Source organism: Pseudorhodobacter turbinis (genome assembly GCF_005234135.1).
In the GTDB taxonomy this organism is placed as follows: Bacteria; Pseudomonadota; Alphaproteobacteria; order Rhodobacterales; family Rhodobacteraceae; genus Pseudorhodobacter; species Pseudorhodobacter turbinis.
This window is the reverse complement of the sequence record NZ_CP039965.1, coordinates 296,919-317,542: the sequence shown is the minus strand read 5'-3', so window position 1 is coordinate 317,542 and position 20,624 is coordinate 296,919. Positions and strand designations below refer to the sequence as shown.

19 protein-coding genes and 1 pseudogene are annotated in these 20,624 nt (G+C 58.2%); 14 read left to right on the top strand and 6 right to left on the bottom strand.

Annotated features, from left to right (window positions below):
• Window positions 1–133: 133 nt before the first annotated feature.
• The gene (locus EOK75_RS13860) at window positions 134–880 is read right to left on the bottom strand and encodes a sulfite exporter TauE/SafE family protein (protein WP_137194692.1); all 747 of its coding nucleotides are present in this window, start codon (window positions 878–880) and stop codon (window positions 134–136) included.
• 172 nt (window positions 881–1,052) lie between these two features.
• Here EOK75_RS13860 and EOK75_RS13855 point away from each other — a divergent pair, with 172 nt between their 5' ends.
• The 3 genes from EOK75_RS13855 (at window position 1,053) to tpiA (ending at window position 2,695) form a co-directional block, all read left to right on the top strand.
• Entirely contained in the window at window positions 1,053–1,415 is a 363-nt protein-coding gene (locus EOK75_RS13855) for an SUF system Fe-S cluster assembly protein (RefSeq protein ID WP_137194691.1), read from the top strand.
• A gap of 75 nt (window positions 1,416–1,490) precedes the next feature.
• On the top strand, window positions 1,491–1,841 hold the full coding sequence (locus tag EOK75_RS13850) for a HesB/IscA family protein (protein WP_137194690.1): 351 nt from the start codon (window positions 1,491–1,493) through the stop codon (window positions 1,839–1,841).
• Window positions 1,842–1,945: 104 nt separating this feature from the next.
• Entirely contained in the window at window positions 1,946–2,695 is a 750-nt protein-coding gene (gene tpiA / locus EOK75_RS13845) for a triose-phosphate isomerase (RefSeq protein ID WP_137194688.1), read from the top strand.
• Here tpiA and EOK75_RS13840 read toward each other — a convergent pair.
• Window positions 2,692–3,153 (bottom strand): Lrp/AsnC family transcriptional regulator, encoded by a 462-nt coding sequence (locus EOK75_RS13840; RefSeq protein WP_137194687.1) that lies wholly within the window; start codon window positions 3,151–3,153, stop codon window positions 2,692–2,694. The two genes, tpiA and EOK75_RS13840, sit on opposite strands and share 4 nt — an antisense overlap.
• A 177-nt stretch (window positions 3,154–3,330) precedes the next feature.
• Here EOK75_RS13840 and EOK75_RS13835 point away from each other — a divergent pair, with 177 nt between their 5' ends.
• Complete coding sequence (locus EOK75_RS13835; protein ID WP_137194685.1) at window positions 3,331–4,203, top strand: ferredoxin--NADP reductase; 873 nt, start codon at window positions 3,331–3,333, stop codon at window positions 4,201–4,203.
• A gap of 56 nt (window positions 4,204–4,259) precedes the next feature.
• On the opposite strand, the gene EOK75_RS13830 is transcribed toward EOK75_RS13835, so the two are convergent.
• Window positions 4,260–4,928, bottom strand: a complete 669-nt coding sequence (locus EOK75_RS13830) for a hypothetical protein (RefSeq protein WP_137194684.1) — start codon at window positions 4,926–4,928, stop codon at window positions 4,260–4,262.
• 166 nt (window positions 4,929–5,094) lie between these two features.
• On the opposite strand from EOK75_RS13830, the gene infC reads away from it, so the two are divergent.
• The gene (gene infC / locus EOK75_RS13825; protein ID WP_168199251.1) at window positions 5,095–5,679 is read left to right on the top strand and encodes a translation initiation factor IF-3; all 585 of its coding nucleotides are present in this window, start codon (window positions 5,095–5,097) and stop codon (window positions 5,677–5,679) included.
• A gap of 197 nt (window positions 5,680–5,876) precedes the next feature.
• Here the strand turns inward: infC and EOK75_RS13820 are convergent.
• Together EOK75_RS13820 and EOK75_RS13815 are read right to left on the bottom strand one after the other, a co-directional pair.
• A pseudogene (locus EOK75_RS13820) lies at window positions 5,877–6,060 on the bottom strand (XdhC family protein); the annotation flags it as partial.
• Complete coding sequence (locus tag EOK75_RS13815) at window positions 6,047–6,955, bottom strand: LysR family transcriptional regulator (protein ID WP_137194680.1); 909 nt, start codon at window positions 6,953–6,955, stop codon at window positions 6,047–6,049. The gene EOK75_RS13815 and the pseudogene EOK75_RS13820, both read right to left, overlap by 14 nt.
• Before the next feature lie 102 nt (window positions 6,956–7,057).
• Here EOK75_RS13815 and EOK75_RS13810 point away from each other — a divergent pair, with 102 nt between their 5' ends.
• On the top strand, window positions 7,058–8,275 hold the full coding sequence (locus tag EOK75_RS13810; RefSeq protein ID WP_137194678.1) for an acyl-CoA dehydrogenase: 1,218 nt from the start codon (window positions 7,058–7,060) through the stop codon (window positions 8,273–8,275).
• A gap of 57 nt (window positions 8,276–8,332) precedes the next feature.
• On the opposite strand, the gene EOK75_RS13805 is transcribed toward EOK75_RS13810, so the two are convergent.
• Complete coding sequence (locus EOK75_RS13805) at window positions 8,333–10,534, bottom strand: hypothetical protein (RefSeq protein ID WP_137194677.1); 2,202 nt, start codon at window positions 10,532–10,534, stop codon at window positions 8,333–8,335.
• Between the two features lie 276 nt (window positions 10,535–10,810).
• Here EOK75_RS13805 and EOK75_RS13800 point away from each other — a divergent pair, with 276 nt between their 5' ends.
• The 8 genes from EOK75_RS13800 to EOK75_RS13765 all read left to right on the top strand — a co-directional run bounded on the left by EOK75_RS13800 (window position 10,811) and on the right by EOK75_RS13765 (window position 20,594).
• Entirely contained in the window at window positions 10,811–13,027 is a 2,217-nt protein-coding gene (locus EOK75_RS13800; protein WP_137194675.1) for a glycosyltransferase family 2 protein, read from the top strand.
• A gap of 28 nt (window positions 13,028–13,055) precedes the next feature.
• Window positions 13,056–14,081, top strand: a complete 1,026-nt coding sequence (locus EOK75_RS13795) for a glycosyltransferase family 2 protein (protein ID WP_137194674.1) — start codon at window positions 13,056–13,058, stop codon at window positions 14,079–14,081.
• A gap of 159 nt (window positions 14,082–14,240) precedes the next feature.
• On the top strand, window positions 14,241–15,188 hold the full coding sequence (locus tag EOK75_RS13790) for a phosphoadenosine phosphosulfate reductase (RefSeq protein ID WP_137194672.1): 948 nt from the start codon (window positions 14,241–14,243) through the stop codon (window positions 15,186–15,188).
• Between the two features lie 91 nt (window positions 15,189–15,279).
• Window positions 15,280–16,320: a dihydroorotase gene (gene pyrC / locus EOK75_RS13785; RefSeq protein ID WP_137194671.1), complete on the top strand. Its 1,041-nt coding sequence runs from the start codon at window positions 15,280–15,282 to the stop codon at window positions 16,318–16,320.
• 63 nt (window positions 16,321–16,383) lie between these two features.
• A complete protein-coding gene (locus tag EOK75_RS13780; protein WP_137194670.1) occupies window positions 16,384–17,064 on the top strand; it encodes an orotate phosphoribosyltransferase in 681 nt (226 codons plus the stop codon).
• Window positions 17,065–17,287: 223 nt separating this feature from the next.
• The gene (locus tag EOK75_RS13775; RefSeq protein WP_137194668.1) at window positions 17,288–18,778 is read left to right on the top strand and encodes a replicative DNA helicase; all 1,491 of its coding nucleotides are present in this window, start codon (window positions 17,288–17,290) and stop codon (window positions 18,776–18,778) included.
• A 279-nt stretch (window positions 18,779–19,057) separates the two neighbouring features.
• On the top strand, window positions 19,058–20,113 hold the full coding sequence (gene alr, locus EOK75_RS13770; RefSeq protein ID WP_137194666.1) for an alanine racemase: 1,056 nt from the start codon (window positions 19,058–19,060) through the stop codon (window positions 20,111–20,113).
• Window positions 20,088–20,594 carry a paraquat-inducible protein A gene (locus EOK75_RS13765; RefSeq protein WP_137194665.1) on the top strand — a complete coding sequence of 169 codons (507 nt, stop codon included), beginning with the start codon at window positions 20,088–20,090 and terminating at the stop codon, window positions 20,592–20,594. Before alr ends, EOK75_RS13765 begins: the two co-directional genes overlap by 26 nt.
• Window positions 20,595–20,624 lie beyond the last annotated feature (30 nt).

Sequence of the window (20,624 nt, the reverse complement as noted above, 5' to 3'; positions counted from 1 at the left end):
TCTAAAGTTTCAAAACAACAGGCCTTTGCCGCAAGAAGTTTGAATTTCAGCGGAGTTTGAGGGCTGTTATCGAGCGTGGCAGTGAAGCTTTTTACATAACAATGATTATGGGGTAAGTGGATTGGGGCAATCCCTAGCGCAGGAAGAACAACCCGCTCATCACCACCCCGACAGCGACAATAAACATCCGCAGATATTTGGTGTTCTTTACTTTCCGGCTGTAATGCGCCCCGATGAAGCCACCGATAGCTGTTGATATGGCCATTGGAACGGCGGCCTGCCACGCAATCAATCCTGCCGCAATAAATGTAGCAGAGGCAATCAACGACAAGAGCGCCGACAGCCCGTTCTTCAGCCCGTTCATGTTGTGCAAATCCGTGTAGCCGATTAATCCGAAGGCCGCCAACAACATGATCCCCAGACCACCGTTGAAATAACCGCCATAGGTCGCGACCGCCAACAAGACCATCGCCGACAACAGCGGACCGGCCTCTGCCAGCCCTTGTTTGCGCGTGAATGCCAGAACGCTTGGCCCCGCCGCGAAAATGAGCGTTGCGGCCAAAAGCAACCACGGCACCACGCCTGTGAACACCGCGTCGCTGGTCACCAGCAACAGACCCGCACCCGCGAATGCGCCAATGGCCGACACGACACAAATAGCGCGCAGCCCCAAACGACCCTCGGCGCGCAGGTCGTGACGGTATGCCCAAGCGCTTCCGATATAGCCCGGCATTGCCGCCAGGGTCGCCGTCGCATTGGCCGAGACCGGAGGCACACCCGCATAGACCAGCGCCGGAAATGCCAAGAAGGTCCCGCCGCCCGCGACCGCATTCAACACACCGGCAAAGAGGCCCGCCACAACAAGCAACAGCGTTTCCATATGATCCTCTTCCCAATGCCTGAACTCAGCGGCTCAGAGGTGGTCTAAGCAATGGGGGTGCGAAGATCAATCAGCGCTTACGCCCGAGAAATCCGGCAGTGTCGCCCGCACCCTCTGGACGCGGCCACGGTAAATCCCTATATATTCAGTCAGAATAACGCGTGAGGCCATTATGAACCAGCCGCAGGACCAGATTGAGGGAACCCCTCTGATCAAACCATCCACGACCGATCATCCGCTCTATGAGCAAGTGGTCGAGGCATGCCGCAGCGTGTTTGACCCGGAAATTCCGGTCAATATCTATGACCTTGGTCTGATCTATACCATTGAGATCTCTTCAGAAAACGACGTGGAGATCATCATGTCCCTTACCGCGCCCGGCTGCCCCGTTGCGGGTGAGATGCCCGGCTGGGTTGCCGATGCCGTAGAACCATTGGCCGGTGTGAAATCCGTCGATGTCGGCATGACATTCGAGCCCCCTTGGGGGATGGAGATGATGTCGGATGAAGCACGGCTGGAGCTTGGCTTTATGTAGCCTCGGGTCGGCGCGCCCCTTGAGCCGGCCTGTAAAAATCCTATATCTGTTACAGAGAGAAAAAGGATACGCCCCATGTTCGGTATTCCCGGAAAAGCCGCCGTTACCATGACCCCGACCGCCGCCAAGCAGATTGCGCGCCTGATGGAAAAGCAAAATTCCAGCGGGTTGCGAATAGGTGTCAAAAAAGGCGGCTGTGCGGGCATGGAATACACGATGGACTATGTCTCAGAGGTCAATCCGATGGATGAAACCGTCGAACAGGACGGCGCGCGGGTAATGATTGCCCCTATGGCGCAAATGTTCCTGATTGGCACCGAAATCCATTATGAGACCAGCTTGCTTGAGGCTGGCTTTAAGTTCCGCAATCCCAATGTCACTGAGTCCTGCGGCTGCGGCGAATCTATCAAGTTCAAGGATGCCTGAAGCCGCGATATTTTAGCTAAGGTGAAAACAGGCGCGGATATGCCATTCCCAAAGCTGCTAAAATCCCTTAGCCCTGTCCGAGAATGAGTTTTGGAGGGATAGCAATGCGTAATCTGGCCGCTGGCAACTGGAAGATGAACGGGCTTGTCGCAGATCTGGCGCAGGTTCAGGCTTTGGCAAAGGCGCACCCTGCCCCCGATTGTGACGTGCTGCTTTGCCCTCCTGCAACGTTGATTTCACGCATGGCCGATGCGGTCGCTGGTTCTGCCGTGATGTTGGGTGGGCAAGATTGCCATGCCAACGCATCGGGTGCGCATACCGGCGATATTTCGGCGCAGATGTTGAAAGACGCCGGGGCCAGCCATGTTATCTTGGGTCATTCCGAGCGCCGCGCGGACCACGGGGAAAGCGACGCGATTGTGCTGGCCAAGACGCAAGCCGCTCTCTTTGCCGGTTTGGTGGCCATCGTTTGCGTGGGTGAGACCGAAGCGCAGCGCGATGCGGGTCAAACGCTGGATGTGATCGGCGCACAGCTTGCGGGCTCTTTGCTTGCGCAACTGGACTGCGCGCCCAATGATCTGGTGATCGCCTATGAGCCGGTCTGGGCCATCGGCACCGGCCGCACACCTACATTGGAAGAAGTCGGCGCCGTTCACAGGTTTATGCGCGCCACATTGCTGGACCGTTTTGGCGCGGCCGCGCGCGAGATGCGCCTGCTTTACGGCGGTTCGGTCAAACCCGCAAACGCGACAGAGATCTTCGCGGTGCCTGAGGTGAACGGTGCGCTGGTGGGCGGCGCTAGCCTGAAGGCCGATGATTTCGGCCCGATCGTGGCCGCCCTCAGCCGCGGCTAAACCGCAAGAATGGTGGTGGATTTAATTTCCTCCATCGACAGCAAGGCGGTCACGTTGAAAATCCGCACCTCGGAAATCAACGCCTGATAAAAGGTGTCATAGGCCCGCGCGTTCGCCACGCGGACCTTGAGGATATAGTCGATATCCCCCGCAAGGCGGTGCGCCTCTAGCACCTCTGGCCGGGCTTGCAGCGCATGCAGGAACTTTTCCTGCCAATCGGCCTCATGCTCTGACGTGCGGATCAGCACGAAAAAGCACGCCTCAAGCCCCAGCGCCTCGGCATCAAGCAGCACGGTCTGGCGGGTGATCACGCCGTCTTCCTTCATCCGTTTGATGCGATTCCACACCGGCGTTTTTGAGGACCCGATCTTGCGCGCGATTTCATCCAGCGATTGCGCGGCGTCATTTTGCAGCTCTGCCAGGATCTTGCGGTCGGTTTCATCTATGCGGCTGGCCATATGCGGGCTTCTTTCTGTGGAAAACTCATTTTCTGTTGCAGCCAAGTATTTAAACAATTATTCTCCATGGCAAGGTCTTTTGACCGTGTAACGGGAAAATTTCCTAGAATAGAGTGAAATTCCGCAACGCTCGACCGACGACAGCAGGGTTTTGGCCTGATATAGATCAACGCCAACATGCCGCCGCCGACCTATGCCGGAACAAATGAAACGAGCGAGAGTAAGACCTTGACCCAAAGCCCGATTGCCCCCGCGAAACCCGCCAAGCCGCATTTGCCGGACTCACAAACCGTCACCTCGGTGCAGCATTGGACCGACCGGCTGTTTTCCTTCCGCGTGACCCGCCCGCAATCCCTGCGGTTCCGCTCGGGTGAATTTGTCATGATCGGGCTGATGGGCGACAATGGAAAGCCCCTGCTACGCGCCTATTCCATCGCCTCCCCCAATTGGGATGAGGAGTTGGAGTTTTACTCCATCAAGGTGCCGGACGGCCCTTTGACCAGCAAACTGCAACATATCAACGTCGGGGACGAGATCATCCTGCGCCCCAAGCCGGTCGGGACCCTAGTGCATGACGCACTTTTGCCCGGAAAACGGGTTTGGTTTCTGGCGACAGGCACCGGCATTGCCCCCTTTGCCAGCCTGATGCGCGACCCCGAGACCTATGAGAAATACGATCAGGTTATCATGATGCACACCTGCCGCACGGCGGATGAGCTGGAGTACGGTCGCAAACTGGTCGAAGACCTGCAAAACGATGAGCTGATTGGGGAAATGGTTGAGGGTAAGCTGCTCTATTATCCGACAACCACCCGCGAAGAGACTGCGCGGATGGGCCGCATTACCGACAACCTGAGCACGGGCAAAGTCTTTGAGGATCTGGGTATCCCGCCGATGAACCAGAGCGAGGACCGCGCGATGGTCTGCGGATCACTGGATTTCAATATTGATGTAAAAGCGGTGCTGGAGTCCTTTGGTCTGCGCGAGGGGGCAAACTCGGAGCCTCGGGAATATGTGGTTGAAAAGGCCTTTGTAGGCGACGGTATCTAAACCTCACATTCCGAATTAACAAAGCCGCGCAAGATTTTGCGCGGCTTTGTCTATTATTACATGCCGAGGGCGGATTTAACCTGATCCAAAACCCCTTGCAGCAGCAGCGGGTTGTCAGCAACGCCACCAACCAGCGACTTCAACGAAGATTTGGTACCATCGTCCAACGAAGAGTTGTCGATCAAACCTTCAACAGCGGTCCGGTCAAAGTTTTTGGCGTCAAGCAGGCCGGAAGGATCAGCGGCTTCCTCAACGGCCTCTACAGCAGCGGCGGCGTCGGCCTCGGCGTTCGCTGCAGCTTCGGCGGCTGCATCAGCGGCGGCCTGCGCATCGGCTTCAACTGCCTCGACGGCACCGTCTACAGCACCTGTCGCAGCGTCCGTGGCTGCTTCAGCGGCAGCAGCGGCATCTTCTACGGCGTCACTAGCAGCTTCGGTCGCGGCATCCACGGCCTCATTGGCGGCGTCTTCGGTAGATTGTGCTTCCTCAGCTGCCAATGCGGCAGCCTCTTCCGCGGCTTTGGCAGCGGCTTCTTCTGCGGCTTTCGCCTCGGCTGCGGCCTGCTCAGCGGCCAGTGCGGCGGCTACTTGCGCAGCTTTGGCAGCGGCTTCGGCCTGCATAGTGGCTTCTTGGGCCGCTTGTTGTGCTGGCACATAGCTGAATTGGTAATAGCCCAAACCAGCGGCAGCAATCACGACGGCGCCCAGAATTACACTCTTATTCATCTTAAATCTCCAGTTACCCGCCCAAACCGGCGGTTGCGGCGCTTTCATGGCAGAAAGCCGGACAGTTGAAAAGGCTTTGCCGCGATGCGGCGCCTATCTGGCAGGTTTTCACCGAAAGGAGTTGAACAACCCGCGCCAGAGGTCTATTTTATGTCGCGTGGGGGCAATGCTCCCGTGCATATGTAATAAAAGAAGGAAGCAAACCATAGCTCGCAGACCACATAACGCCCCGCCGCAACGCGATACGGGCCCCCGCGTCAATGATCGCATCCGCAGCACCGAGATTCGCCTGATTGGCGCTGACGGTGAAAACGTGGGCGTTGTTACGCCCGCCCGCGCGATGGCCATGGCTGAGGAGGCCGGGCTGGACCTCGTCGAAATCTCGCCCAATGCGGAGCCGCCGGTCTGTAAAATTATGGACTTCGGCAAATTCAAATATGAGCAGCAAAAGCGTGAGGCTGAGGCCCGCAAAAAGCAGCACATCATTGAAATCAAGGAAATTAAGTTCCGTCCCGGTACAGACAAGCATGACTATGATGTCAAAATGCGCTCTGTTCTGAAGTTTCTGGAAGAGGGTGACAAGGTTAAGGTCACGCTGCGCTTTCGGGGCCGGGAAATGGCACACCAGCAGCTTGGCATGGAATTGCTCAACCGCGTCGCGGATGATGTGATTGCCCAAGAAGCCGGTAAGGTCGAGAACTTTCCAAAGCTGGAAGGTCGTCAGATGGTGATGATGATCGGGCCGAAATAACCCGCCCGTCCGGTACGCTATTCAAAAGGGGTCAGGTCACTGGCCCCTTTTCTCATTTGTAGTTCCTGGGTGATCTGCGCCATGATCGACTCAGCCGCTCCACCTGTTTCGCGTGCGTGCGGATTGACCCGAGGCTGCCGATATAAAAAGCCTGCGTTGCAAGTGCCGCCTTTAGGGCCGGTGCATCCGCCACACCGAACCGCTCCCTCAACACATCCGCCCGAAAGGGACCCTGCCATTTCCCCGCCCCCGCAACGGCAAGCTGGCTGCCCGCAGGTCGTGGCGCAGAGCCCCAAGTTCAACCACAGTGGTCAGCACGGCCCCCCTGCCCGCCAGATGCCATTCCAACGCGCGTTTGGGGATATCGTTAATCCGGTCCATCGCTTCCCATATTTGCGCCATCCAGCATCCAGTCCCGAAACCGGCGAAAGGCGGCTATTTCCATGCTGCGGTCGGGATAGGTTAGCACATAGGGCGTATCCGATGCCATCGACCGCGCCGAGGCAAGTCGTAACGCCCCCGAGGTCAAATCGGCACCGACAAACATTTCAGGCACCAGCGCCAACCCAAGGCCCGCCCGCGCTGCCGCCAACACCATACCGAATTGCTCAAACCGCGCGCCGCGCAGAATGGTGATCGGATCAAGGCCCGCATTCAGGAACCAGTCGAGCCAGAGATTCGGGCGGGTGGCCTGTTGCAACAGCGGCAGGCGCGCCAAGGCGGCATCCTCTAACATGCCGCCCGAAGGCAAAAGCGCAGGCGCAGCGACCACGACCAGCCGCTCCTCGGCCAGCACATCGACCGATGCCCCGCGCAAGGGTGGTTGCGCGCGAATGATCGCCAAATCGCGGGGGTCACGCTCAAAATCCAGCGGGGTCAGGGTTGCGGTCATATCAAACGTCACCTCGGGGGCGAGGGTTGCAAAACCCGACAGGCGCGGGATCAGCCAGAGGGCGGCAAATGTCGGCAGTACCGCCAGCCGCAGCACATCACGGTGGCCACCAAAGGACATCACCGTCAGCGCCGCGCGGTCCAGATCGGACAGCATCCGCTCGGCCTCGGGCAAAAGCGCACGGCCTGCATCCGACAAAACAAGACGTTGGCGAATGCGGTGGAACAGCGCCACCCCCAAACGCGCCTCAAGACTGTTGAGCGCCCGACTGATTGCACTTTGCGTCAACCCAAGCGCTGCCCCCGCACGGGTTGCCGTGCCGGTCCGGGCGGCTTGCACAAAGGCCTGAAGCTCAGGCATGCTGGGGGTATAGGCGTGGCGCATACTGTAGTTTATGCGTATTTGTTATGAACTTGCAAAGCTAATTCATTTGAAAACCCGCTGGATTGGCGTTAACTGGAATGTAATGATGGAATGGAGACCGCAATGGACAAGCCGATACTGAAAGCCAAAGACGCCCCGGATCTCAACCGTTTTGATTGGGAAGACCCCTTCCGTCTCGATGCGCAGCTGACCGAGGAAGAGCGGATGCTGCGCGATGCGGCCCGCGCCTATGCGCAAGAAAAGCTGCAACCGCGTGTGACCGCCGCCTACCGTGACGAATCCACCGACCCCGAGATTTTCCGCGAGATGGGCGAGATGGGGCTTTTGGGCGTGACCGTTCCCGAGGAATACGGCGGCATCGGTGCCTCTTACGTCGCCTACGGCTTGGTCGCGCGTGAGGTAGAGCGTGTCGACAGTGGCTATCGGTCCATGATGTCGGTGCAATCGTCTTTGGTGATGTACCCGATCTATGCCTACGGGTCCGAAGAGCAACGCAAGAAATACCTGCCAAAACTGGCAAGCGGCGAATGGATCGGCTGCTTTGGCCTGACCGAGCCTGACGCGGGTTCCGACCCGGCAGGCATGAAAACCGTCGCCAAGAAAACCGCGAATGGCTATGTGCTTAACGGCGCCAAGATGTGGATCTCCAACTCTCCGATCGCGGATGTTTTCGTGGTGTGGGCCAAGTCCGAAGAGCATGGCGGCAAGATCCGCGGCTTTGTGCTTGAAAAAGGCATGAAGGGGCTGTCCGCGCCTAAAATCGCCGGCAAATTGAGCCTGCGCGCCTCCATCACCGGTGAGATTGTGATGAAGGATGTCGAAGTTGGTGACGATGCCCTGCTGCCGCATGTCGAAGGGCTGAAGGGGCCATTTGGCTGCCTTAACCGCGCGCGTTACGGGATTTCATGGGGCGTTCTTGGCGCGGCCGAATTCTGCATGCACGCCGCGCGCCAATACGGGCTGGACCGCAAGCAATTCAACAAGCCACTGGCGCAGACCCAGATTTACCAGCTTAAACTGGCCAATATGATGACGGATATCGCCCTTGGCACGCAGGCCTCTTTGCAGGTCGGGCGGCTGATGGACAATGCCAATGCAGCCCCCGAGATGATCTCTATCGTCAAGCGCAACAACTGCGGCAAGGCCTTGGAAATCGCCCGCCATTCGCGGGATATGCACGGCGGTAACGGTATTCAGGAAGACTACCAGATCATGCGCCATATGGTGAACCTTGAAACGGTCAACACCTATGAGGGTACGCATGACGTTCACGCGCTGATCCTGGGCCGTGCGATCACCGGCTTGCAGGCGTTTTTCTAAGATAATCTATGTTAAAAACCGGCCGCATCCCTTGCGGCCGGTTTTTTGCCGCGCAGCCTACATCTTTTCCAGCGCTTTGCGGATGTGCCGGTTTCCCCCATGCGTCAGCACCCAGCGCCCCATTTTACGGGCAAGCTCGGGATGGCCCTTGGACAGCGCACGGTTGAACAGCTCTTTTTGATAGCGTCCGAACTGTTTTCGCGCACGCAGACGTTGGTAGAAGTCAGCCTCGGTCAATGTACCGTTCAGCGCGGCCAGCACGATCGGCGATAATATCCCCATCTGATGCAAGCTTGATCCCAGCCGGTGCCCCAAAAGCGGCGCGCGCAGCTTTACCACATTTTCCGCCGTGAACCGCGCGACATGACCGCTGTCCAGCGGCTCATAGGGATCATAGATCAAGGTCACACGCCCCGCCGTGGCCGAAGCCTTGGCCGCATCGCCATAAGGCCCCGAAAAATCCCGATCCCATGCGGTTTTATAGCGTGTCTCAAACGGAGCCAGCGCTTTATCCAGCGTGGACTGCGGTGAAATCGCCACGACATCCGCGCCCGGACAGGCCGCCGCAAAGGCACAGGCGCCATAGCCGCCCATTGATGCGCCGTAAAACACCACCCGTTTGAACTGCTGGAAAAATCCAGTGTTTTTCAGCTCGTCAAACTGGGCATCAACCCAAGCATCCCGAAACCAAGTCCAGCCCTCGGCCGTCACCCCCAGCATCGACCAGCCCTGTTTCTCCACAAAGGCAAAGCCCCAAGGCCGCTTGTCCTCTCGCTTTTCCATCGCGATATCGAGGTTGTCAAAGGTTACAACAAGCGTGTCAGAGCGTTTGATGAACAGCATCGCATGGGCGTCGCTTTCACGGTAAAAGCCGTCCTTGCCCGCCAACCCCTGCGCGATCTCGGCCCAGCTTTGATCAGCCTCGGATGTTGGTGCCTTATCTGCGATCACCAAAACACGGTGAACCTCACCGCCCGTATCTTTGCGGCTGGACAACTGCGTTAGCGTGCCGCGTTGGCGAAAAAACGGATAGCCGCCCGAACCCTTTCGGATATCGGATATCACGCAACCACCGGGGCCAAGCACGCGGTCAAGCACCGCACCCAAGGGCGGAATACGGTACAGATCGCCAAAGCCGGTCAAATTGGTCACCACTTGCGCAGGCACCAGATCATCCTCTTTGCCACACAGGTTTATATGATCGAACGGCACACCGTGATCTGTCAGAAATTGCCGGTACCGCGCCACCCAGTCCGACGGGCCCTCCGGCCAGCTTCCGTTGCGGCCAATGTCGATCAGGTCAATGCTGCATCCCCATTTGACCCAAGCCGCCAAGGCCATCGCCTGTGCGTTCCCGCCTATATCGGCAAAACGGGCCACTTGTTTCAGGGAAATATCATCCAGCAGGCCGGCGTCAAACTTCTTTTTCCCCCGACCTGTCAGTGGTGCCTTTTCAGGCTGAATGTCATGGTGATCCAATAGTTGGGCAAAATAGCTGCCCTTGCGTGGGAGGCCATCGTGACGCAAGATCAGCTCCCGCTTGTTAGAGGCCCATAGATGTAGCCCCGTAGTCTCAGGCCGCAATAGCTTTTGTACCTCTGCGTTGCGGCGCAGGAATTTCAGACGCTGGGGAAAGGGGATCGGATAGAAGGCCTCTAGGGGCTGCACTTTATGCGCCAACCCGTGCTTGTGGATGAAATGCGTCACCATAAGCGGGCCCCACACGCCCCAGGGTTGCTGTGATACATGCACCGGCGCGCCCGCCGCCGCGGCCGCACGATATTCGTTTTGCAGCGCTTCCTTGAGGAAAGGCGCGATGGAATAGCAATCCTCCATGAAGGTCAGCATGTCTTGCAAGATCGCGCTGTCGGCCGGAAGGCCAAGCACGGCGTTATTAACCCGCCGCCCCCCCGGCAGCTCGAACCCCATCACATAATCGCTGTCATAATCCATCACCCGATGGCAATAAACATCGGTATCCACCCAGATCATGCCCGGATTTTGCTGAATCATATGGATGCGAAAATAATCGGCAAAAAGCGCAAAGCTGTCTTTCTTCTCGTATTTGATGAAATCATCGGTATCGAGGATCTCGCGACCATCACGGCAGATAACCCCCTCGGGGACATTCGCGATCTTGTCATAGGAGAACAGCGTAATCTTCTGGCCCTTGTCCACAAAGCTCTTCAGGCAAAGCTGTTCCATCCAGCTTAGTGCCCCGCCAATCCAAAGCGTACCGACCTCGCGTGTTCGTGCCATTTATTACTGCCCTGCTCGTTGCGCCCCGCAATCTATAGGCGAGTATCTTAACATCATCTGCATCACTCTGGCGAAATTATGGTGTTTTGCCAATGGAGTATGAAAAATCTTGCACGAGTTTACTTGGACCGACTTCTAACCATATGCTAAAAACCGTTGAAACTGCGGGTTCGACCGCATGCGACGGGCCGCCGAGGCTAGGGGAATTTGAAATCTGTGGGCAATCAAAGCACTGAGACATCTTGCGCCATAATCGAGCGCCAACTGGGCGCGCGAATGCTGGCCGGGACCGGGCTTTTGCTGGATTGCGTGCGGGTGTCGCCGGACCGCGTGCATGCGTTTTTCGGCGCGGGGGTAAAGGTCGCGGGGTTCGCGCCCGATGCTCGCTCCGGTTGTGCCTTGCCGTTGGATTTGCGCGATGTGTCCGGCGCCGCACTGGTCACCGTGCAGGCCTCCGATGCCGTGCATCTGGCGCGGGCGGATGGCAGTATCCTGACGCTGGAGCCAACCTTGGCAGAGCCTGCGTTTCTGGCCGGTCGCAACTGTCTGCTTGGCTTTCGGATGACGGAAACCGTCGCGCAGACCGTGGAATGGTTGACCTATCACGCCCGCCATCACGCCGCCACAGGGGCCGTTATCATCAACCGCCTGCCCGATGATGGTTTTCGCGCTGATCTGGCCGCCGCATTGGCGGATATGGATATGCGTGTGGTGTTTTTTGATTGCGCCGTCCCCTTGGGCAAGCCCGATCTTGGCCCTGAGGACCACGTCTACCTTGCCCCCGATGCGCCCGGCAAAGATCGGATGGAGCCGCCCGTCCCCAATCCGTGGCGCGCGCCCTTGGGGGAGGCGCTGATCTATGAGGTGGTCAAATGGCGGTTTTTGCAGGATGCGCGCGCCGTGCTGACGTTGGATATCCCTGACTTTCTGGCCCCGAAACCCGCAGGCGCCCCCAGCGCGTTTGATCTGTGTGCAAGCGCCAAGAGCGGGGCGATCTTTTTGGCCGGTACGCGGATTTACCCGTGGCGGGTACGCAATAACACCGCCCCCCGTATTCCCGATCATATTTGCGCCGCCTTTGATGTGACCAAGCCAATGGTCCGCTGGGGGGTGGCACCACAAAAAGCCGGTCTTTCGAATACATGGCGCATGTTGCGGGTGGCCTATACCAACCCCGACCCAACCCGCGCCGTGCCGTTTTTCCGTGCGATGGCGATCAAGATACCGGGGCGCACGGCATCCGAGCTTGCGCCAAAGACCTCTCTGGTGGAACAAGCCAGTCTGATCGCGATGGCTGAGGGGGTGTTTGACCATAAGCCCGTGCGCGCCCCCGTCTCCAAGATAAAGCCCGCCCCCAAAGCGGCCGAACGCGGCGGGCGGACCGCGATTGTCACCACTATGAAGAACGAAGGGCCGTTTATTCTGGAATGGCTGGCCTATCACCGTGCAATCGGGGTGGATGATTTCCTGATCTACACCAATGATTGCACCGATGGTACCGATACCATGCTTGATCTGTTGCAGGCCAAAGGCATCGTGCAGCACCGGATCAACCCCTTTACCCCCGGCGGCGACCTTAAGCCACAACATGCGGCACTTCAGGCCGCTGAATCCGAGCCTGTCATGCAAAACTGCGGTTGGGGCATTTGCATGGATGTGGATGAGTTTATCAATATCAAGATCGGCAATGGCACCCTGCCCGACCTCTATAAGGCGATGGGGGAGGCGAATATGATCTCGCTTACGTGGCGCTTGTTCGGCAATGATGATGTGCATGACTACGAGGACCGTTTTATCACGGAACAATTCACCGCCTGCGCGCCAGAGGTGATCCGTAAGCCGCATCAGGCCTGGGGGTTCAAGACGCTTTTCCGCAATATCGATATGTATAAAAAGCTCGGCGTCCACCGGCCCAAGGGTTTGGTGCCCGATCTTTGGGATCAGGTGAAATGGCTCAACGGGTCGGGCCGCCCCTTGCCCCGCAGCATGTTTCGCAATGGCTGGCGGTCAACGCTGGACACCTACGGCTATGACTGGGTGCAGCTGAACCACTATGCCGTGCGCTCTGCCCAAAGCTTTCTGGTCAAGCGCGATCGGGGCCGGGTGAACCATGTTGACCGCGATCAGGGGCTGAATTACTGGTTTAGGATGAACCACAACATCGACCAGGACGACAGCATCCAGCGCATGATCCCCGCGCTGCGTGAGCAGATGGATATTCTGCTGGCCGATCCGGATATCCGCGCGGCGCATAACCACAGCGTTGCCTGTCACCGCGCAAAAATCACCGATCTGATGCAGACCGAGAACTACCAGAACTTCTATGCCGAGCTGACCGGCCCGCGTATGCAGGCCCTGTGCAGGATGCAGCAGCATTTCGGCTCGGCGGTGTTTTCGGCAGGCCCCGCCGTGATCCCCGAGGATCTGCACCAGCGCGATCTGCCCGCTGATTTCTTCTTTACCGTCGATCACAAGGGTGAGGCAGAGCATTGAGACACGGCAAGGACATAAAGGCGGTGCGATGCGTTTCCTCGCGGTCCTGACCCTTCGCAATGAGGGGGCCTTTTTGCTGGAATGGCTGGCCCATCATCAGGCCTGCGGCTTTACCGATTTTCTGGTCTTTTCTAATGAGTGCAGCGATGGCACCGACCTTATGCTTGACCGACTGCAAGAGATGGGCGTCCTGACCCATATACGCAACGATGGCCCGCATGAGGAAGGCCCGCAATGGGCAGCCCTCAAGGCCGCGGACAAGCACCCGCTGGTCAAAGCGGCCGATTGGATTTTGGTTTGTGATATTGATGAATTCGTCAATATCCATGTCGGGGACCGCAGCCTGAGCGCGCTTTTGACCGCCCTGCCCGATGCGACGGCGATCCCGATGACATGGCGCATGTTCGGCAATGCGGGCGTGGTGGCGTTCCATGACACCCCTGTGACCAAGACCTTTACCCGTGCCGCCCCTGCCGTGTTGCATTGGCCGTGGCGCGCCGCGCTGTTCAAGACCCTGTTTCGCAATGATGGCAGCTACCGCAAGCTGGGGGTCCACCGCCCGCGCAGCCCTGATGATATCATCCATCAACGCTGGTTCGACGGATCGGGCCGTGAGTTGCCCCCCCAGTTTCATCGCAACCGTATCTTTACCCCCTTTGGCCGCGACAATTACCAGATCGTGCAAATGAACCATTACGCCTTGGGGGCGATGGAAAGCTATATGCTTAAATGTGATCGGGGGCGGGCTAACCGAGATGCCTCTGCCTTTGATATGGGCTATTGGGTGGAGCGTAATTTTTGTGATGCCGAAGATCGCAGCATCGAAGGCATAGCCCCCCGCAGCTCCCCGATTTTGGCAGCGCTGAGGGCTGATGCCACCCTTTCATCCCTGCACCATTCGGCTGTCGCCTGGCGTCACAGCCGTTTTACCGCCCTGATGCAACAAGAAGCGTGGCGCAGTCTTTTTGGACGGTTGCTAATGTGCCACCCCACCCGCTGTCTGACGGCCGCACAAGCACGACTGATCTGGTCACACGCCGCCCAAAAAGGTTAACAAAGGGTTAACGGCTGAATCAGCTCCACCCATTGCGTCCACGTTTCTACTAAATGTCACGGTACTGCCTCTTTCTCTGCCCGATTGCGCCATCCGGCGATGACATAACGGTAGGGCAAACGCTACGGCGGGAAAATTAATGATTAGGTGGGTAATGTTATGCCACATATTGACGAAAAGAAGCCTTCTATCGGGGAAGCGACCTCGGCGCATGGCCGCGATGATGTGCTTTTGCTCCTGCGGAATATGGGCGAGGATCTCGGGTCCTTCGACGCTATAGGCGGGGCGCATTGGGCCATCTATAATGAGGACGGCCCGACCCTTGTGATCAGTTTTGACCGGCTGGAAGATATGCAGGCGCTGCAGCCGGGAACAATGCCCACCATTTTCGGGCAGGCCACGCAGAACGGCTGGTCCCACCTAAGCCTGATAAGCGAGGGCGAATCCTGGTACCGCGATCCAGACGTCTATGCCTATCTTGATCAATTGGTGGACGATTGCTTCTTTGACGAATTTGACCGCGTGGTTTTTGTTGGCACCGGTATGGGGGCCTATGCAGCGGCGGCCTTCTCGGTGACGGCCCCGGGCTGTACCGTGTTGTCGATACAACCGCGCGCCACACTGGATCCGCAAGTGGCGGGATGGGACACGCGCGACCGAAAGGCACGGCGGCTGAATTTCAATGACCGCTATGGCTATGCCCCCGAAATGACAGAAGGGGCAACGCGGGTGTTTACCATCCATGATCCCTATAGCCGCTTGGATGCCATGCATGCCTCGCTATTCCGCAAACCTTGGGTCACGGCCCTGAAAACACCGTTTCTGGGGGATGATGTCGCGCTTAACCTTGCCGAGATGGGCATTCTGCCAAAGCTGATCAAATCGGCCTGCGACGGCAAGCTAACCCCCCATTACTTCAACCAGCTTTGGCGGGAGCGGCGCAATTACGGCCCCTACCTGCGGCGTATCCTGCGCGCCTGCACCTATGCGCACCGCCCCGCACGAGAGGCGATGATCTGTCGTTCCGTGACCCAGCGGTTGCGCGCGCCGGTGTTTCGCAAGCATCTGGAAAAGCTTGAGAAGAGCGAAAACCCAGAGAAAGCCTAAGCAGAAACGTCAAAAACAATCCACAGGTTCACAGCCTGTGGGTTGCTTTTGCATCTGGAAAATCCAAGGCGGATAGGCTAGCGGATAGGCTATGACAGATAGCATCACACTCCGCCGCCCCGATGACTGGCACCTGCATTTGCGCGATGGCGCAATGATGCAAGGTGTGCTGCCCGAAACAGCCCGCCATTTTGCCCGCGCAATCATCATGCCCAACCTTGTGCCCCCCGTGGTCACCCATGCCGATGCGCGCGCCTATCATGCGCGGATCATGGCAGCCCTGCCAAAAGGCATGTCGTTTGACCCGCTGATGGTGCTCTATCTGACCGAGGGCACGGACCCCGAAGACGTGGCCGCCGCCGCCGCATCCGGTCTGGTAAAGGCCGTGAAGCTTTACCCTGCGGGGGCAACGACCAACTCCAATTCCGGCGTACGCGATTTTGACAAGGTGCGCCCCGTGCTGGAAAAGATGGCCGAGATTGGCCTGCCCCTTTGCGTGCACGGTGAGGTGACCGACCCTAACATCGATATCTTTGACCGTGAGGCCGTGTTTATCGACACCGTGCTGGACCCGTTGCGCCGCGCGATCCCCGGCCTGCGTGTGGTCATGGAACATATCACCACATCGCAAGGCGTGGATTATGCCCGTGCCGGCGGCGATGATCTGGCGGCGACGATCACAACGCATCACCTGATCATCAACCGCAACCATATCCTGTCGGGGGGCATCAAGCCGCATTACTACTGCCTGCCAGTGGCGAAACGTGAAACCCATCGCCTCGCTCTGCGTGCTGCGGCAACTTCTGGTGATGCACGGTTCTTTCTTGGCACCGATAGCGCCCCGCATGTCGATGCGGCCAAAGAACAGGCCTGTGGCTGTGCCGGCTGCTTTACCGCGACCAACACCATGCCGCTGCTGGCACATGTGTTCGAGGAAGACGGCGCGCTGGGCCAACTGGAGGCCTTTACCTCGCGCAACGGGCCCGCATTTTACCGGCTGCCTGTGAATGAAGCGACCATGACCCTGACCAAAGGCGCGCCCGCGGAATGGCCCGACAAAATCCTGACCGAGGCAGGCCCCGTGACCGTATTTGATCCGGGCTTTCCGGTGCATTGGCATGTCGCGGATTGATCCGCGACCGGACAGCAAAAAACCAAAGGCGCGGCCTAGCCCGTTGATACAAAGGACCCAGAGATGATCCCGACCTCCTTCCCCCCTGCGACCGAAATCGCCCGCCTGACCGCGCGTATGCTGCTGGAAATCAAGGCCGTGCATTTCAACGCGGATGAGCCGTTTACACTGGCCTCCGGTCTGCCCAGCCCGACCTATATCGATTGTCGCAAGCTGATCAGCTATCCGCGTATCCGCAGCACCTTGATGGATTTTCTGACCATCACCGTAATGCGCAACGCGGGCTTTGAGGCCTTTGACAATATCGCCGGCGGTGAGACCGCAGGCATCCCCTTCTCGGCGCTGGTCGCTGAACGTATGGCCCTGCCGATGACCTATGTGCGCAAAAAGCCCAAAGGCTACGGGCGTAACGCGCGGATTGAGGGCGTGATGACCGAAGGCCAGCGCGTGCTTCTGGTCGAGGATCTGACAACCGACGGTGGCTCCAAGCTTTCTTTCGTGGATGCTATCCGCGAAACGGGGGCGGAATGTGCGCATACGGCGGTGATTTTCTATTACGGGATTTTCCCCGACACGATGCAAAAACTGTCGGATCATGGGGTCATGCTGCACCATCTTTGCACATGGTGGGATGTTTTGGCCGAGGCACGCGAAAGCGGTGCCTTTGATGCCAATACCCTGACCGAGGTCGAAAGCTTTTTGCGTGCGCCCCGTGCGTGGCAAGAGGCCCGCAAGCCCGCTTGATTCGGCACAGGGCCTGCCCCTTGGGCGCCACTACGCCTGCCACGGCACACTATAAACGGTGATCCCGGTGACAAGCGCCCCCAAATAAGGTAGGCTGCGCTTGCGCGGTTCATCGCCCTTCGTAGTTATACAGCGGTTATCCACAAGATTTGCACAGCCCCTTCCACAGCGCGTTGTGCTACACCTGCGACACGCCCGAAATCCGACATATGAGGCCGAACAAATGAATGAAGTCGCCCCCATCCGCCAAACCCTTCCGGCGGAGACAGAAACCACAGCCCTGCCCCATAACATTGAGGCCGAGCAGCAGCTTTTGGGTGCGATCCTGACCAATAACGATGTCTATGATCGTATCTCCTCGTTGATCAAACCTGCCCATTTTTATGACCCGGTCCATAGCCGCATCTTTGAGATCGCCGCCGCGCGTATCCAGAAAAACGCGCTGGCATCGCCCGTGACCCTCAAGGCCTTTCTAGAGGATGACGCGGGGCTGAAGGAACTTGGCGGGCCTGCCTATCTTGTGCGTCTGGCGGGGGCGGCGATTTCCAGCTTTGCGGCGCGCGACTATGCGCAGATGCTTTATGATCTGGCGGTGCGGCGCGAATTGATCGGGCTGGGGCGTGATATTGCGGCCAAGGCGGCCAAGGTCGAGGTGGCATCGGAACCCAAAGAGCAGATCGTCGAGGCGGAACAGCGGCTTTACAAGCTTGGCGAACAGGGCGTCGCAGAGCGCGGATTTCAAAGCTTTCTCAAGGCGGTAACCGAAGCGGTTAATGTTGCCAATGCCGCCTATCAACGCGATGGCGGTTTGGCGGGCATTTCAACCGGTCTGGCTGATCTGGACAAAAAGCTGGGCGGTTTGCACCCGTCGGATTTGCTGATCCTTGCCGGCCGACCGTCGATGGGGAAAACCTCGTTGGCAACGAATATCGCCTTTAACATCGCCAAGGCCTACAAACGCGGCCTTCGGAACGATGGCGCCGAAGGCGCTGTGGAGGGCGGGGTTGTAGGCTTTTACTCGTTGGAGATGAGCGCGGAACAATTGGCCGCACGGATCCTTTCAGAAGCTTCCGAAGTGCCCTCCGAGCAAATCCGGCGCGGCGATATGTCGGAACAGGAATTCCGCCGCTTTGTCGAAGCCGCCAAAAGCCTTGAGGCCTGCCCGCTTTATATCGACGATACGCCCGCGCTGCCCATCAGTCAGGTCGCCGCCCGCGCGCGCCGGTTGAAGCGGACGCATGGGCTTGATGTGCTGATCATCGACTATTTGCAGCTGCTCAAAGGCTCCTCCAAGGAAAACCGGGTGCAAGAGGTGTCCGAGATTACCCAAGGGTTGAAGGCCATCGCGAAGGAGCTGAACATTCCCGTCATTGCCCTGTCACAGCTGTCGCGTCAGGTCGAAAGCCGCGAAGACAAGCGCCCGCAACTGTCGGATCTGCGCGAATCCGGCTCTATTGAGCAAGACGCCGATGTGGTGATGTTTGTGTACCGCGATGAATATTATAAGGAACGCGAGAAACCGGGTGATCATGAGCTGGAGAAAATGGCGCAATGGCAATCGGTTATGGAAAGCGTCCATGGCAAGGCCGAGGTGATTATTGGCAAGCAACGCCACGGTCCCATCGGTTCGGTTGAACTGTCGTTCGAAGGCCGCTTTACCCGCTTTGGCAACTTGGTCAAAGCTTGGCAAGAAGGCAGCGATCAGGGCTATTGATCAACGGGGTGGAGCCGCCTGCAGGGGCATCGAGCCCCTAAAGGCGGCATTGCCATGGTTACATATGATCTGACAGCCTATGTGTTCCAAGTTAACAGCTGCATTGCGGATCCGTTTGATGCCAATATGTCAGAAACGCTTTAAAAGGTATAGAAGTCACCAACAACATGTCATGGCAATGTCGGGCGCAGGGGCCTCAATGGCCCCAAGCACGGCTCTCCCCCTGCGCCTTAAGCGCTTTTCACTTGACCTCTCCCCTTAAGCAGTCAAAACAAACACATGGCCACCGCAACTCTCTCTATCGACCTCGATGCAATCGCCGCCAATTGGCACCAGTTGAATCGTATGTCCGCCGCAGACACCCAGACCGGGGCTGTCATTAAAGCTGATGCCTATGGTTTAGGCGCTGGCCGTGTGGCGCGTGCCTTGGCGCATGCCGGTGCCCGCCGCTTTTTTGTCGCCTGTGCCGAAGAGGGGGCAGCCGTGCGCCAAGCCCTTGGTCAGGGCCCTCAGATCTCGGTCTTTTCGGGTCATATGGCGGGCGATACCGACACGATCAACGACCTTGATCTGACGCCGATGCTCAATTCCATTGACCAGATCACACGCCATCTGGAATCCCTTCCCGGTCGCCCTTTCGGCGTGCAGTTGAACACCGGCATGAACCGTCTTGGCCTCGACTCCGTGGAGTGGGAGGCCGTCGCAGCCCTTATACTGGAAGCAGGCCCCGAGCTGGTGATGAGCCACCTTGCCTGCGCGGATGAGCCCGGCCATCAGATGAACGCCGCCCAACTGACAGAGTTTCGCGCCATGACCGATGGCATTGATGTGCCGCGCTCTCTTGCGGCCACGGGGGGGATATTGCTTGGGCCCGAATATCACTTTGATCTGACGCGCCCCGGCATCGGTCTTTATGGTGGCCTTCCGTTTGAAACCGCAAATCCGACAGTTGCCCTTTCCCTGCCCGTGATCCAGTTGCGTGATATCGCAATCGGGCAATCTGTGGGCTATGGCTGCGCTTGGGTGGCCGAGGCCCCAAGCCAGATTGCCACCGTTTCGGGTGGCTATGCTGATGGGCTTTTGCGCGCTCTTGGCAATCGTGCCGTGCTTTGGGCGGGGGACGTGCCCTGCCCGCTTGTGGGGCGCGTCTCGATGGATGTGATCACCGTTGACGTCTCGCATCTGGATCAGGCACCGCGCACATTGGATATTCTGGGCCCGCATCAAACCATCGATGATTTGGCCGCAGCGGCGGATACGATCGGCTATGAAATCCTGACCAATCTTGGCGCGCGCTACACCCGAAGATATGTCGAGCAACCCCGCAGAGGCTGACCCCGCAGCGAAAGGCAGGCCTGTGCGCTATCTTTTGATTGCGGCGAACCTGTCGCTTTTGGTGCTATTCCCCCTGTCATGGTTCGCGCCATTGATGCGTGCGGGCCTGCTGCCGTTTTTCGATCTTTCCGAAATCTCGATCGTATCGGGCCTGCAATCGCTGTGGCAAAAGGATGTCGGCTTGGCGCTGCTGGTCACGTTTTTCGCCATCTTCGCGCCCTATCTGAAAACCATCGGCCTTGCCTTGCTGCAGTTTAGGTTGCTCAGCCCGCGCGTGGCCCCTGCGCTGCATATCTTGGGCAAGCTGGCAATGGCGGATATATTCTTGATCGCGCTTTATATCATTTTGGTCAAAGGTATCGGTCTGGCGCGGGTGGAAACGGCTTGGGGGCTTTATATGTTTACCGGCTGCGTTCTGGCCTCGCTTGCGCTTTCGATTATTGCGGGGCGTAAGAATTCTGCGCAAGCGCCTGCAAATTAGCGCTTCCCACTTGCACCCTTGGCCGCTTCA

Bases quoted from the DNA above. Each gene is read 5' to 3' on its own strand.
- EOK75_RS13780 (WP_137194670.1), top strand. From the start codon at position 16,384: ATGATCCCGACCTCCTTCCCCCCTGCGACCGAAATCGCCCGCCTGACC.
- infC (WP_168199251.1), top strand. From the start codon at position 5,095: ATGCTCCCGTGCATATGTAATAAAAGAAGGAAGCAAACCATAGCTCGC.
- EOK75_RS13830 (WP_137194684.1), bottom strand. From the start codon at position 4,928: ATGAATAAGAGTGTAATTCTGGGCGCCGTCGTGATTGCTGCCGCTGGT.
- EOK75_RS13835 (WP_137194685.1), top strand. From the start codon at position 3,331: ATGCCGCCGCCGACCTATGCCGGAACAAATGAAACGAGCGAGAGTAAG.
- EOK75_RS13795 (WP_137194674.1), top strand. From the start codon at position 13,056: ATGCGTTTCCTCGCGGTCCTGACCCTTCGCAATGAGGGGGCCTTTTTG.
- tpiA (WP_137194688.1), top strand. From the start codon at position 1,946: ATGCGTAATCTGGCCGCTGGCAACTGGAAGATGAACGGGCTTGTCGCA.
- EOK75_RS13765 (WP_137194665.1), top strand. From the start codon at position 20,088: ATGTCGAGCAACCCCGCAGAGGCTGACCCCGCAGCGAAAGGCAGGCCT.
- EOK75_RS13805 (WP_137194677.1), bottom strand. From the start codon at position 10,534: ATGGCACGAACACGCGAGGTCGGTACGCTTTGGATTGGCGGGGCACTA.
- EOK75_RS13810 (WP_137194678.1), top strand. From the start codon at position 7,058: ATGGACAAGCCGATACTGAAAGCCAAAGACGCCCCGGATCTCAACCGT.
- EOK75_RS13790 (WP_137194672.1), top strand. From the start codon at position 14,241: ATGCCACATATTGACGAAAAGAAGCCTTCTATCGGGGAAGCGACCTCG.
- EOK75_RS13860 (WP_137194692.1), bottom strand. From the start codon at position 880: ATGGAAACGCTGTTGCTTGTTGTGGCGGGCCTCTTTGCCGGTGTGTTG.
- EOK75_RS13855 (WP_137194691.1), top strand. From the start codon at position 1,053: ATGAACCAGCCGCAGGACCAGATTGAGGGAACCCCTCTGATCAAACCA.
- EOK75_RS13850 (WP_137194690.1), top strand. From the start codon at position 1,491: ATGTTCGGTATTCCCGGAAAAGCCGCCGTTACCATGACCCCGACCGCC.
- EOK75_RS13800 (WP_137194675.1), top strand. From the start codon at position 10,811: ATGCTGGCCGGGACCGGGCTTTTGCTGGATTGCGTGCGGGTGTCGCCG.
- alr (WP_137194666.1), top strand. From the start codon at position 19,058: ATGGCCACCGCAACTCTCTCTATCGACCTCGATGCAATCGCCGCCAAT.
- EOK75_RS13815 (WP_137194680.1), bottom strand. From the start codon at position 6,955: ATGCGCCACGCCTATACCCCCAGCATGCCTGAGCTTCAGGCCTTTGTG.
- pyrC (WP_137194671.1), top strand. From the start codon at position 15,280: ATGACAGATAGCATCACACTCCGCCGCCCCGATGACTGGCACCTGCAT.
- EOK75_RS13840 (WP_137194687.1), bottom strand. From the start codon at position 3,153: ATGGCCAGCCGCATAGATGAAACCGACCGCAAGATCCTGGCAGAGCTG.
- EOK75_RS13775 (WP_137194668.1), top strand. From the start codon at position 17,288: ATGAATGAAGTCGCCCCCATCCGCCAAACCCTTCCGGCGGAGACAGAA.